The 13,567-nt window shown below is 55.8% G+C and carries 13 protein-coding genes; 2 read left to right on the top strand and 11 right to left on the bottom strand.

What is annotated here, in order from left to right:
* Nucleotides 1-30: 30 nt before the first annotated feature.
* The 11 genes from fis to H5P17_RS08015 form a co-directional block, all read right to left on the bottom strand.
* Complete coding sequence (fis, locus tag H5P17_RS08065; RefSeq protein ID WP_000462905.1) at nt 31-327, bottom strand: DNA-binding transcriptional regulator Fis; 297 nt, start codon at nt 325-327, stop codon at nt 31-33.
* Nucleotides 328-348: 21 nt separating this feature from the next.
* Nucleotides 349-1,314 (bottom strand): tRNA dihydrouridine synthase DusB, encoded by a 966-nt coding sequence (gene dusB, locus H5P17_RS08060; RefSeq protein WP_044553902.1) that lies wholly within the window; start codon nt 1,312-1,314, stop codon nt 349-351.
* Nucleotides 1,315-1,778: 464 nt separating this feature from the next.
* The gene (gene prmA / locus H5P17_RS08055; protein ID WP_044553745.1) at nt 1,779-2,660 is read right to left on the bottom strand and encodes a 50S ribosomal protein L11 methyltransferase; all 882 of its coding nucleotides are present in this window, start codon (nt 2,658-2,660) and stop codon (nt 1,779-1,781) included.
* Between the two features lie 11 nt (nt 2,661-2,671).
* Nucleotides 2,672-4,117 (bottom strand): sodium/pantothenate symporter, encoded by a 1,446-nt coding sequence (panF, locus tag H5P17_RS08050; RefSeq protein WP_044553743.1) that lies wholly within the window; start codon nt 4,115-4,117, stop codon nt 2,672-2,674.
* On the bottom strand, nt 4,107-4,349 hold the full coding sequence (locus H5P17_RS08045) for a YhdT family protein (protein WP_044553742.1): 243 nt from the start codon (nt 4,347-4,349) through the stop codon (nt 4,107-4,109). Before H5P17_RS08045 ends, panF begins: the two co-directional genes overlap by 11 nt.
* Before the next feature lie 154 nt (nt 4,350-4,503).
* Nucleotides 4,504-5,853, bottom strand: coding sequence for an acetyl-CoA carboxylase biotin carboxylase subunit (accC, locus tag H5P17_RS08040; protein ID WP_044553741.1), 1,350 nt, complete (start codon nt 5,851-5,853; stop codon nt 4,504-4,506).
* Nucleotides 5,854-5,863: 10 nt separating this feature from the next.
* Nucleotides 5,864-6,328 carry an acetyl-CoA carboxylase biotin carboxyl carrier protein gene (gene accB, locus H5P17_RS08035; protein WP_020832085.1) on the bottom strand — a complete coding sequence of 155 codons (465 nt, stop codon included), beginning with the start codon at nt 6,326-6,328 and terminating at the stop codon, nt 5,864-5,866.
* Between the two features lie 31 nt (nt 6,329-6,359).
* Nucleotides 6,360-6,812, bottom strand: coding sequence for a type II 3-dehydroquinate dehydratase (aroQ, locus tag H5P17_RS08030; RefSeq protein ID WP_020832079.1), 453 nt, complete (start codon nt 6,810-6,812; stop codon nt 6,360-6,362).
* A 241-nt stretch (nt 6,813-7,053) separates the two neighbouring features.
* A complete protein-coding gene (msrQ, locus tag H5P17_RS08025) occupies nt 7,054-7,653 on the bottom strand; it encodes a protein-methionine-sulfoxide reductase heme-binding subunit MsrQ (protein ID WP_182822212.1) in 600 nt (199 codons plus the stop codon).
* Nucleotides 7,654-8,655, bottom strand: a complete 1,002-nt coding sequence (msrP, locus tag H5P17_RS08020; RefSeq protein ID WP_044553735.1) for a protein-methionine-sulfoxide reductase catalytic subunit MsrP — start codon at nt 8,653-8,655, stop codon at nt 7,654-7,656.
* A 250-nt stretch (nt 8,656-8,905) separates the two neighbouring features.
* Nucleotides 8,906-9,883 carry an MDR family oxidoreductase gene (locus H5P17_RS08015; protein ID WP_044553734.1) on the bottom strand — a complete coding sequence of 326 codons (978 nt, stop codon included), beginning with the start codon at nt 9,881-9,883 and terminating at the stop codon, nt 8,906-8,908.
* Nucleotides 9,884-10,178: 295 nt separating this feature from the next.
* On the opposite strand from H5P17_RS08015, the gene csrD reads away from it, so the two are divergent.
* Nucleotides 10,179-12,110 (top strand): RNase E specificity factor CsrD, encoded by a 1,932-nt coding sequence (csrD, locus tag H5P17_RS08010; RefSeq protein ID WP_182822210.1) that lies wholly within the window; start codon nt 10,179-10,181, stop codon nt 12,108-12,110.
* Between the two features lie 412 nt (nt 12,111-12,522).
* Nucleotides 12,523-13,566, top strand: a complete 1,044-nt coding sequence (gene mreB / locus H5P17_RS08005) for a rod shape-determining protein MreB (protein ID WP_012147106.1) — start codon at nt 12,523-12,525, stop codon at nt 13,564-13,566.
* The last annotated feature ends 1 nt before the right edge of the window (nt 13,567 follow it).

Genomic DNA, 13,567 nt, shown 5'->3' with positions numbered 1-13,567 from the left:
GCGCCTTTTCAACATGCCAACTGACTAGTATCAGTTCATGCCGTATTTTTTCAATTTCTTACGCAGCGTACCGCGGTTGATGCCCATCATCAGGGCTGCACGGGTCTGGTTGCCACGGGTGTATTGCATCACCATGTCCAACAGTGGCTGTTCAACTTCAGCCAATACCAGCTCATACAGATCGTTAACGTCTTGACCATTCAGTTGAGCAAAATAGTTCTTCAGTGCTTGTTTAACCGAGTCACGCAGAGGCTTTTGAGTCACTTGATCCTGTGAGTTCACGGTTGAAACGGTCAGTACGTCAGAATTTACGCGTTGTTCGAACATAGTTCTGTCAGCTCTTTTTTGTTACGCAAGATTTTCGAAATATGCCTCCAACGCCTCCAGCTGTTCGCTGGCATCCTCTATGGCGTTGAATGTGCGCCGAAACTGGTCATTCGGGGCGTGCTCCTGGAGATACCAGGAGACGTGCTTACGAGCAATCCGGAATCCCTTGCCTTGGCCGTAAAAGCCGTGCAATTCCCGAATATGCCCTATCAACAAACGCTTAACCTCGCCAAGTGGCAGAGGGGGCAGCAGTTCCCCAGTGTCCAGATAATGCTGGATTTCCCGGAAGATCCAGGGTCTCCCCTGAGCAGCGCGGCCTATCATCAGGGCATCAGCCCCGGTGTAGTCGAGCACTGCTCTGGCTTTATGCGGGTCAGTAATGTCGCCATTCGCGATAATCGGAATGGAAACATTCTGCTTAACTGCCCGAATGCTGTCGTACTCCGCGTTGCCGTTGAACAGGCAGGCGCGGGTTCGGCCATGAATAGTCAGGGCCTGTATACCACAGTCTTCGGCCAGTTGGGCAATCTCTACACAGTTACGGTGTTCTGGCGCCCAGCCGGTGCGGATCTTAAGCGTTACCGGCACATCCACGGCGTTAACCACCGCGTGGAGGATCTGTTTAACCAGATCCGGGTACTGCAGCAATGCAGACCCTGCAAGCTTCCGGTTCACTTTCTTGGCCGGGCAACCCATATTGATGTCGATGATCTGTGCACCGCCGGCTACGTTAATACGCGCCGCGGCGGCCATATCATCCGGATCGCATCCGGCAATCTGCACGGAGCGGATCCCTGGCTCATCGCTATGGACCATACGCAGACGCGACTTATCCGTCCGCCACACCTCCGGATTGGAGGAGAGCATTTCGGATACAGCCATCCCAGCCCCCATTGCATGACATAGGGTTCTAAATGGGCGATCTGTAATGCCGGCCATCGGGGCCGCAATCAGGCAATTTGTAAGCTGGTGGTGTCCAATGCGCATAGACAAAGAGTAACCATACTGTGTCCGCAAGGGCGCGTATATTACGCATTTTTGCGTTGAGATGAAAGGCCAAACTTTGACCAATTGGCCGCTATTCGTCATTAAAAATGCGGCATGCCGCGATTCATAAAAATATTATATATATTTAACAATGGCTTGCCTGATTTTGGTTAATTAGTGCGCTATAAAATATTCCCAATACAACAGGATTTTATCTGTAATGAGTCTCGATTCAGCCCGAGAACGGCAGTGATTTAAGTCGTTTGTCAGGGTTTTTCATTGAGAATGGGCTGAATTATGCTGAAATCGCCCGGTGAAGGCTTAGGCAGAAAGTGTCCAGGATCGCGGTGAATTTGCCAGGCCGTTTCAAGGGCGTGCGGTGTCGTCGTCGCACCGGCAGGAAAAACAAAAAAACCACCGCAACGGGCTACATTGGCGGTGGTTTTTTCAGGGCAGTAAGGGGATTACTTGCGCTGACCGGTGATGCGGCACCACTCTTCACGCTCTGCGACCGGATCCAGCGTGAATTTATCTTCATAGGCTTGCGCCACGCTTGTTGCCTGCGTGGCCAACACGCCGGACAGGCCCAGATAACCGCCGGACTTCGGCAGACAGCCGATCAAGGGTGCAAGCTCACGCAGCGGGCCGGCCAGGATGTTGGCGACGACCACGTCGGCCAGCAGATCGGCAGGCTGGTCTTTCGGCAGATACAGCTCCAGACGCTCTGAAACGCCGTTACGCTGCGCGTTGTCGCGACTGGCCTGAATGGCCTGGGGATCGATATCGATGCCAATAGCGCGCGCTGCACCGAGCTTCAGCGCGGCAATTGCCAGAATGCCGGAACCACAGCCGAAGTCGATAAGGGTTTTACCGGCCAGATCGAGGCCGTCCAGCCATTGAAGGCACAGTGCAGTCGTTGGGTGAGTGCCGGTACCAAATGCCAGGCCCGGGTCCAGCATCACGTTGACCGCGTTCGGATCGGGCACGTCGCGCCAGCTTGGGCAAATCCACAGACGTTCGCCGAAGCGCATCGGGTGGAAGTTGTCCATCCACTCGCGCTCCCAGTCCTTGTCTTCCAGCTGTTCGATCTTATGGCGGAAGCCAGTGCCCAGCAGCGGATGCTGTTCCAGCATCGCGACCACCTCGGCCATGTCGGTTTCGGCATCGTACAGCCCGATCACATCGGTATCGCCCCACAGCAGGGTTTCGCCCGGCAGCGGTTCGAACACCGGATTGTCGTGGGTGTCCTGGAAGGTGACCGATACTGCGCCGCTTTCAACCAGCGCGTCGCTCAGGTCTTCCGCCTGACTGCCGGTGGTGTTCAGTTTTAGTTGGATCCAAGGCATAACAATTCTCTTTAAGAAGCTAATGATGACGCCACCCGGCGCTTTTCGCCGACGACGTTACCGATATAAAACGCCAGCAGGCTAAGCAGCAGCGAAGGCACGATAGGGTGCAACCCCGCCAGCTGCAGATTGAAACTGGCCAATAGCGTATAGCATACCGCACCCGTCACCATGGAGCTAAGTGCTCCCTGCGCGTTGGCGCGTTCCCAGTACAGGCCCAGTACCAGTGGCCAGAGGAATACCGCTTCCAGGCCGCCGAATGCCAGCAGGTTCAGCCAGATGATCATTTCCGGTGGTCGCCAGGCTGCCAACAGCACCAGCAAGCCCAGGACCAGCGTGGTCAGACTGGAGAAGCGTTTGATCAAGCGTTCGTTCTGCATCTGCTGCGGGCGTACGCCCAGATAGAGATCTTTAATAATAGTGGCAGAAGATTGCAGCAATTGAGCGTTGATGGTCGACATAATTGCCGCCATCGGCGCCGCCAGGAAGATACCGGCGGCATAAGGCGGCAACACGGTGATCATCAGCGTCGGGATCACCTGATCGGGGATTTTCAGGTCTGGCAACACTGCACGGCCCAGAGCGCCGGCCAGATGCATGCCGAACATCAGCACCGCTACGACCATGGTGCCTAGGATGATACCGCGATGCACCGCCTTGCTGTCCTTGTAGGAGATGCAGCGCACCGCCGTGTGGGGCAGGCCAATCACGCCAAAGCATACCAAGATCCAGAACGATGCCATAAACGGCAGGCTGAGGATCTGTTCACCACCCTGCGGCGATACCAGTGCGGGATCAATCTGTTGCAGTTTATCTACGGCGCTGTGCAGGCCGCCGGCGGCGTGGATCACCGCAACCAGCAGTAACACGGTGCCGATCAGCATCACCAGCCCCTGCATGGCGTCATTGAGCACGCTGGCGCGGAAGCCGCCAAAGGCGGTATACAGCGCGATGCTGATACCGAAGATCAGCAAACCGGTGTCGTAAGGAATGCCGGCGGCGGTTTCCAGCAGGCGCGCGCCACCGATAAACTGCACCGTCATGGCTCCCAGGAACGCCACCAACAGGCTGAGGCTGGCCAGCCAGACCAACAGGCGGCTTTGATAGCGGCCGTACAGCATGTCGTTGAGGGTAATGGCGTTGTAGCGGCGCGCCAGAATGGCAAACTTCTTGCCCAGCACGCCGAGCGAAAGCCAAACCGCCGGTAGTTGGATCATCGCCAACAGCACCCAGCCAAGGCCGTATTTGTAGGCGGCACCGGGGCCCCCGATAAACGAACTGGCACTGATATAGGTAGCGGTCAGGGTCATGGCCAGCACGAAGCCGCCCATCGACCGGTTGCCCAGGAAATATTCGCTGAGGAAGTTGCCGCTTTGGCGTCGGCTATAGGCATAAACCGACAGCCCGAACACCAGCAACAGATAGGCGACCAGCGGGACAATGACTTCAGTTTGCATCGCTGTCCTCCAGTGAAATATCGCGGAATACGCCACGTACCATTAGCCAACACAGGCCAATGAACAGCAGCGGAACCAACAGGCAGGCCATTTCGAACCAGTGCGGCAGACCGGTAATGCCGGATGCGCTGTCCGGCAGATAGGCCGCCAGCGACCAGGCCAGCAGATAAAGCAGCGTCAGGCCCAGTGCCCAGCGTGCTTCGCGGTGAGCTTGAATAAAGCGAGTGTCCATCCGTTTCTCCAATAGATATACGGCTATGGATTTGCCAAAGGTAGGGAATTCTACGGCAAGACGGGGTTTTGCCAAGCCGTTACCTCGCCTGAGGTGAAAAAAGAAAAAGGCCGGTGATTAACCGGCCTTCTGTCAGGCGAGATGGATGCCTGCCTTAGGTTTCCTGCAGACCGAGCTTTTTCTCCAGATAGTGGATGTTGGTGCCACCGTGCTGGAAGTTTTCGTCACTCATGATCCGCTGTTGCAGTTCAACGTTGGTTTTGATGCCATCGATGATCAGCTCAGCCAGGGCGTTCTTCATGCGGGCAATCGCCACGTCACGGTTTTCACCGTAGGTGATCAGTTTGCCGATCATGGAGTCATAGTACGGCGGTACGGTATAACCGGCGTAAATATGAGATTCCCAACGCACGCCGAAACCGCCTGGCGCATGGAAACGGGTGATCTTGCCTGGGCTAGGCAGGAAGGTGTTCGGGTCTTCGGCGTTGATACGGCATTCTACCGCGTGGCCGTGAACCTTCACTTCTTCCTGTTTGATCGACAGCGGCTGACCGGCAGCGATACGCAGCTGCTCTTTGATCAGATCCACGCCGGTGATCATCTCGGTAACCGGATGCTCAACCTGAATACGGGTGTTCATTTCGATGAAATAGAACTCGCCGTTTTCATACAGGAACTCGAAAGTCCCCGCACCGCGATAGCCGATTTCCACACAGGCCTTCGAGCAGCGCTCGCCGATATAACGGCGCATTTCGCTGGTGATGCCAGGTGCCGGAGCCTCTTCAACCACTTTCTGGTGGCGACGCTGCATGGAGCAGTCGCGCTCGGCCAGATAGATGGCATTACCCTGACCGTCCGCCAACACCTGAATTTCGATATGGCGTGGGTTTTCCAGGAATTTTTCCATGTAAACCATGTCGTTGTTGAAAGCCGCTTTGGCCTCCGCCTTGGTCATGGAAATGGATTGCTCGAGGTCTTTGTCGTTGCGCACTACGCGCATGCCACGGCCGCCGCCGCCGCCGGACGCCTTGATGATGACCGGATAACCGATGCGCTTGGCGAAGGCACGGTTTTTATCCATGTCGTCGGTCAGCGGGCCATCGGAGCCAGGTACGCAAGGCACGCCGGCTTTCTTCATGGCATTGATGGCGGAAACCTTGTCGCCCATCAGGCGGATAGTTTCGGCTTTCGGGCCAATGAAGATAAAGCCGGAGCGTTCGATCTGCTCGGCGAAATCGGCGTTTTCAGACAGGAAGCCGTAGCCCGGGTGGATCGCCACTGCGCCGGTGATTTCAGCCGCAGAGATGATTGCCGGGATATTCAGGTAACTTTTTACCGATGGCGCAGGACCGATACACACGGTCTCGTCAGCCAGCAGTACGTGTTTCAGATCGCGATCCGCTGTCGAGTGTACGGCAACGGTTTTGATACCCAGCTCTTTACAAGCACGCAGGATACGAAGCGCGATCTCGCCACGGTTGGCGATAACAATTTTATCAAGCATGTTCGCCTCGTTATTCGATGACGACCAGTGGCTCGTCAAATTCTACCGGTTGGCCGTTCTCTACCAGGATGGCTTTCACCACGCCGGATTTGTCCGCTTCGATCTGGTTCATCATTTTCATGGCTTCAACGATGCACAGAGTGTCGCCGGCGTTCACTTTCTGGCCGACTTCGATGAAGGCTTTCGCATCCGGGCTTGGCGTGCGGTAGAAAGTACCGACCATTGGGGAACGAACGACGTGGCCACTCATGGCCGCTGGTGCTGCAGGCGTTTCGGCTGGTGCGCTGGCAACGGCGGTAGCCAGTGCTGGCTGCGGCTGTGCCGGCATTGCGTATGCCTGTGGCATCATTGGGTAAGCCTGCGCTGGAGCAGCGCGGCTGATGCGAACTGACTCTTCGCCTTCAGAGATTTCCAGTTCAGAAATGCCTGATTCTTCAACCAGTTCGATCAGTTTCTTGATTTTACGAATATCCATGAGTGTGATTCCGTACTCTTTTGCGTAGCAATTAGTGGGTTTTCGACAGACGGTTAACCGCTGCCTGTAAAGCAAATGTGTAGCCATCCGCGCCGAGGCCGCAAATCACGCCTACCGCAATGTCGGAGAGGTAAGAGTGATGGCGGAAAGGCTCTCGGGCATGCACGTTGGAGAGGTGGATCTCGATAAACGGGATCTGCACCGCCAGCAATGCATCACGCAGCGCCACGCTGGTATGCGTGAACGCGGCAGGGTTAATCAGAATAAAATCTGTGTTGCCGCGCGCCTGGTGTATGCGATCGATCAGCGCATGTTCGGCGTTAGACTGCAGATGGCTCAGGGTAATATCCAGTGCGGATGCCTGGTTTTCCAATCCATTAACAATCTCTGTTAACGTCGTGCTGCCGTACTTCTCCGGCTCACGCGTCCCCAGAAGATTCAGATTGGGGCCGTTCAGAAGCAAAATGTGAAACTTATCCGCCATTGTGCTGGTATCTCCGGCAATAAAACCATCATCGTAGAAAATAACCCGACGTCACAGATTTGTCACCTGTTAAGGGGAAAATTCACCCTGAGAACAGGAACAAGGTCGGGCATTATAACGATATCGTAGCAATTCGCAGCTAAATACTGGTCTTATCAGCGAAGATATTCAACCCTAAATCGGTAAACTGGCCAGGGCGATATTGCATTATGAGGGGTAGAACACAGAAAAGTTCCGCCTTTTAACGCCACCAATTGCGGAATTTCTTGTATCGCAGCGCCAGCAGCGCGACGGCCAGCAGGGCATAAATGAAGGGCTGTGGCGAAAAGGTTTTTACCGACCACAGGTAGTGAATCGGCGCCAGGATCGCCACCAGATAGACCAGATTATGCAAGGTTTGCCACTTGGCCCCCAGTTTGCGCATCGCCCACAGCGTGGAGGTTGCGGCCAGCGCCAGCAGGATCAGCCAACTGACAATGCCGAGCGTCAGGTAAGGACGGGCGACCAGTTCGCGCCCCAGCAGGCCGATATTGCTCAGCCCCAGCTCCAGCGTCGAATAGCTTATCAGATGCAGCGTGCCCCAGGCAAAACACCATAGTCCCACCAGACGACGACAGCGAATCAGCAGCGGTTGCCGGGCATAGCGCGCCAGTGGCGCAATCATCAAGGTCGCCAGCAACAGTTTCAACGTCATTCTGCCGGTAAAATGCTGAATATCTTTGGCGGGATCGGCGCTGAACCAACCCTGGTCCACCGACAGCACCAGCCAGAGAAAAGGCAGGAATGCCGCCAGATAAATGGCAACCTTGATCCCTATGATATGGGTCGGTGTTAAGCGCACTTAAAAATTCTCCCGCAGATCCAGGCCGCGATACAGCGACGCTACCTGTTCACCATAGCCGTTAAACAGCAGCGTGGGTTGGCGTTTAACGTCCAGAATGCCGCCGGAGCCGATAAAGCGTTCGGTCGCCTGTGACCAGCGTGGATGATCGACGTTCGGGTTCACGTTGGCATAGAAGCCGTATTCATTCGGCGCAGATTCATTCCAGGTGGTGGGCGGCTGATCGCGCACCAGACGGATATGGACGATCGACTTGATGCCTTTAAAACCGTATTTCCAGGGGGTAATCAACCGCAGCGGCGCACCGTTTTGCGGCGGCAGCGTTTTGCCGTATACGCCGACGGTCAGCAGGGCCAACGGGTTCATGGCTTCATCGAGACGCAGGCCCTCGACATAGGGGTACTTCAGCCCGCCGCCGATAAAACGGTCTTTCTGTCCCGGCATTTGCTCCGGATCGTACAGCGTTTGGAAAGCGACGTAGCGGGCATTGCTGTTCGGCTCCGCCAGCTTGATCAGCTTACCCAGCTCAAAGCCAATCCAGGGCACCACCATCGACCAGGCTTCCACGCAGCGCATACGGTAGATGCGTTCTTCCAGCGGAAAGCGTTTGATCAAGTCATCAATGTCCAAGGTGATCGGTTTGGCGACCTCGCCGTCGATACGTACTTTCCAGCCTTCGGTTTTCAGGCCGCCGGCATTCGCGGCAGGATCGGCTTTATCGAGACCGAATTCGTAGAAGTTGTTGTAACCGGTGACTTTGTCTTCCGGCGTCATGGCCAGTTGAGCCTGCCAGGCTGCCGGTTTGCTGAATTCCAGCGGTTTGCCGGCGGGGGCCTTGGGACGATCGTTGCCTTTGAACCATGACAGCAAATCGGCCTGTGCATTAAGCGGCAAGGCCAGCGACGCGGCGGTGATACCCAACGCCTGCAGCACTTTACGCCGCTGATGAAACACGCTCTCGGGCGTGACATCGGCTTCGGTCAATTTAGGGGGCTTTCTCATGGTGTTTTCTCCGCGTTTTATCCCCGCAGCCTTTCAGTTGCGGGCATTCAAACCTGCACCCGTCAGAGTGACTGTAGAGGGCGGCTATCTTTGCCCCGAATAACGCGGGCGCAGCATGCAACGCCCCTACAGTATGCTGGGGTATCCTGTGTTGTAAGCATGGCGTGAAATCAGGCTATATGCGAGAGGACGCGGGAAAATATGAAATTTCGCAGGCGGATGCTCCCCCCGTTGCCGGGGGGGATAAAACTTAGCGGATTTTCACCAGAGTGCGGCCGGTCACTTGGTGATCCAGCAGCGCGACGGCGGTGGCCGGTGCCTGTTCCAGGGTAATTTCCTGGGTGGCCTGTTGGTAGAAACTGTCCGGCAGAATCCCCGCCAGGCGCTCCCAGGCGGTTTGACGGCGATGCAGTGGCGTATGCACCGAATCCACGCCCTGCAGGCGAACATTGCGCAGGATAAACGGCATCACCGTGGTGGGCAGGTGATAGCCACCGGCCAGGCCACAGGCGGCGACCGTGCCGTTATAATTCATTTGTGCCAGGACTCGCGCCAGCAGCGTGTCGCCGACGGTATCTACTGCCCCGGCCCAGAGCTGCTTTTCCAGCGGACGCGGGGCTTCCAGATAGCCGTCGCGCGACAGGACTTCTTTGGCGCCCAGCGCTTTCAGGTACTCGGTATTGCTCTCGCGCCCGCTGATGGCGGTGACGTGATAGCCCAATGCTGCCAGAATGGCGATGGCCGTACTGCCAACGCCGCCGCTGGCACCGGTAACCAAAATATCGCCGTCGTCCGGGCGCACGCCACCTTCTTCCAGCGCCATTACGCACAGCATGGCGGTAAAGCCGGCCGTCCCCAGGATCATCGCTTTGCGTTCATCCAGCCCGTTCGGCAGCGGCACCAGCCATTCGCCGGAAACCCTCGCCTGTTCGGCCAGGCCGCCCCAGTGGTTTTCGCCGACCCCCCAACCGGTAAGCACCACGCTTTGGCCTTCTTTAAAACGATCGTCGCGGCTTTCGCGTACCGTACCGGCGAAATCGATGCCTGGCACCATCGGGAAGTTACGCACGATCTTGCCTTTGCCGGTGATCGCCAACGCATCTTTATAGTTAAGGCTGGACCAGTTGACGTCTACCCTGACATCACCGTCTGGCAGCAGATCGCTGCTGATATCCTTGATGTGAGCCAGAGTTTGATCGCCTTGTTGTTCCAATAACAGTGCACGCATGTCACTCTTCCTCTTGTTTACATTTTTGCCATGGATGGCTGAATCAGATTTAATTGACTATATGCATATAAGAAATTTATGTCCTGATAAAAGACAAAAAAGGGTGATTGAAGGTTTTCTTCGTTGTCGAGGCTTGGTAGCTTGGGTTGCGTGAACCGACAATGGGTATCGCCGGAGCGGTGCCGCTATTCATTAAAAAAATCAGGATATTGTGTTGGATTCATTTGAGCGGATTCGGGGCCTTTATACTTCCAAAGGTGAAAACTCACGTAACCATACCGGACAAGGCACAGGGATGCGATTCACCACCAAACTCTCTGCATTGATCACCTTGCTTGTTGCTTTGGCGATGTTTTTGATGCTGATGGGCTGCTCATACAGCTTCTTTTACGTCACTCAAGAGCGTCTGGAGCGCCGCTTCGAGTCGCTGATGACCTCGCTCGATCAGGCGATGCTGCGTGAATCCCCAGAGGAGCAGAAACGCTGGTTGCCGTTGGTGATGCGCCCACTGGGTATTGTGGCAGTCAGCGTGGATACCAGCCACAGCAACCTCCTTTCCTATAAATTGCCGACGCTCAAGCAGCCCTGGGATCCCCTCAACGGCTACAAGCAGGTGGCTCTACCGCTGATGCAACACCCCGGCGCGGCACTGCAAATTACTTATATTGACCCCTTCGCCAGCGACGTACGCTCGTTGCAATCTACCGCTGCCGTGACGCTTTCGATCGTGGTGATGGTGATGATTTTGCTGTTTAGCCTGCGCTGGCTTCGCGATCAGGCCGACGGAGAGGACCGGCTGGAACGCCGTGCACGACGCATCCTCAACGGCGAAAGAGAGAGCGTGATGCAGGGCGACATGCGCGAATGGCCGGCGAACGTCAGCGGCGCGCTCGATCGCTTGCTGGCAGATTTGGCGGAAGCGCGCGAGGAACGCAATCGGGTCGATACCTTGATCCGCGCCTTTGCCGCTCAGGATGCCAAAACCGGCCTTAATAACCGACTGTTCTTCGACAACCAGCTAACCACACAGTTGGAAGAAGAAGGCTCGCACGGCATTGTGATGATGGTACGGCTGCCCGATTTTGACACGCTGCGGGAAATTCACGGAAACAGCGCGGTGCAGGAACTGATGTATTCGTTGGTCAATCTGCTGTCGACCTTCGTGATGCGTTATCCGGCGGCGCTGCTGGCGCGTTATTTCCACAGCGACTTCACCGTCCTGCTGCCGCACCGTACGCTGAAAGAGGCGGACGGCATTGCTTCACAGCTGGTGCACGCGATTGACGCCTTGCCTTCAACGGTGCTGGTCGATCGCGAAGCATTTTTGCACATTGGTATCGTGGCGTACCGCAGCGGGCAAACCACCGAGCAGGTGATCGATTACGCGGAGCAGGCAACGCGCCATGCTACGTTGCAAGGTGAAAACGGCTGGTATGTTTATGACAGCCAGGTGCCGGAAAAAGGGCGCGGCAGCGTCAAGTGGCGCACCCTGCTGGAACAGGTGCTGGCGCGGGGAGGACCGCGTTTGTATCAGAAACCGGCGGTGACGGTGGAAGGGGAAGTGCACCACCGTGAGATCATGAGCCGGATCTACGATGGCACCCAGGAACTGCTGCCATCGGAGTATATGCCTCTGGTGCGGCAGTTAGGGCTGGCGGAAAGCTACGATCGCCAACATCTGAGCCGTATTCTTCCTTTACTGACGCTGTGGCCCGAAGAGACGTTGGCCTTCACGCTGAGCGTAGACTCACTATTGCAGCGCAGTTTCCAACGTTGGCTGCGTGATAGCCTGTTACAGTGTGAAAAAAGTCATCGTCGGCGAATTCTGATTGAACTTGCAGAGGCAGACGTGTGTCAACATATCGACCGTTTACGTCCGGTACTGAAGTTACTGTCAGGCTTGGGCTGTCGTCTGGCGGTGTCCCAGGCCGGGTTAACCGTGGTAAGTACCTCCTATATCAAGTCCTTACCGGTGGAGTTGGTTAAGCTCCATCCAGGTCTGGTGCGGAGTATTGATAAGCGTGATGAAAATCAGCTGTTCGTTCAGAGCCTGACCGGCGCCTGCGAAGGCACCAGCACTCAGGTTTTCGCCGCCAGCGTGCGGACGCGTAATGAATGGCAGACGCTGAAAGAGCGAGGGATCCTCGGTGGACAGGGCGACTTTTTCGCGTCGCCGGAACCGATAGACGTCGGGCGTAAAAAATATTCGCGTCGTTATCGTGTTTAACCTGAATACCGAACAAAAATTAACGTAGAATGAGCGCCAATTCATCTGGGCTTTTTTCTCTGTCATTTTGGGATTCCCCCCAAACTGCCTGCGACAATGACGCCTATTTGATATAGGCTCTTGTCAGTCCTTTTCTGTTGAACGTTGGTAGGTGCTTACCACCAGCGGCAATCAGGGAATATGTTAGATTTTATGAGCTGTGTTACGCCGTTTCGTGCGCTGACAGGGTGGTAAACTGAGCCTTTGTTCAGGGAATTCAGGCCTCATCCAATTTCCGTGCATTCGAGCAGAAACAATACAGACTATTTTTCACCGAAGTAGAACGTTTTTGCGCCTTGTCGCTGCTTCGTGTGGTTGGTAAAGTAGGCGGATTTTATTTTCCGCCCCCAGCTTGCAGGATTATCCTTTAGTTATGTTTAAGAAATTTCGTGGCATGTTTTCCAATGACTTGTCCATCGACTTGGGTACCGCCAATACCCTGATTTATGTTAAAGGGCAAGGCATTGTACTGAACGAACCGTCGGTGGTTGCCATTCGCCAGGATCGTGCCGGTTCACCCAAGAGCGTTGCGGCCGTGGGTCATGAGGCTAAACAAATGCTGGGGCGTACGCCCGGCAATATCGCGGCTATTCGCCCGATGAAAGACGGCGTGATCGCCGATTTCTTCGTGACCGAAAAAATGCTGCAGCACTTTATCAAACAGGTTCACAGCAACAGCTTCATGCGGCCAAGCCCGCGCGTGCTGGTGTGTGTGCCGGTTGGCGCAACTCAGGTTGAGCGTCGCGCCATCCGCGAATCTGCCCAAGGGGCCGGTGCGCGTGAGGTGTTTCTGATTGAAGAACCTATGGCTGCCGCAATCGGCGCCGGCCTGCCGGTTTCTGAAGCGACAGGTTCGATGGTGGTGGATATCGGTGGCGGTACCACTGAAGTGGCGGTGATCTCACTGAACGGTGTGGTCTACTCTTCTTCCGTGCGCATCGGCGGCGACCGTTTCGACGAAGCCATCATTAATTACGTGCGTCGCAACTACGGCTCACTGATCGGTGAAGCGACCGCCGAACGCATCAAGCACGGCATCGGTTCCGCTTATCCGGGCGATGAAGTGCATGAAATCGAAGTTCGCGGCCGTAACCTGGCTGAGGGCGTGCCACGCGGCTTTACCCTGAATTCCAATGAAATCCTTGAAGCGTTGCAGGAGCCGTTGACCGGCATCGTCAGTGCGGTGATGGTGGCGCTGGAGCAGTGTCCGCCAGAGCTGGCTTCCGACATTTCCGAACGCGGTATGGTGTTGACCGGCGGTGGCGCATTGCTGCGCAACCTGGATCGCCTGCTGATGGAAGAAACCGGGATCCCGGTAGTCGTGGCAGAAGATCCGCTGACCTGCGTAGCACGTGGCGGTGGCAAGGCGTTGGAAATGATCGACATGCATGGCGGCGATTTGTTCAGCGAAGAATAGT

Source organism: Serratia sp. OS31, assembly GCF_014164835.1.
GTDB classification, from domain to species: Bacteria; Pseudomonadota; Gammaproteobacteria; order Enterobacterales; family Enterobacteriaceae; genus Serratia; species Serratia liquefaciens_A.
Note: the sequence above shows the minus strand (reverse complement) of the source record. Positions and strands in the feature narration are given on the sequence as shown.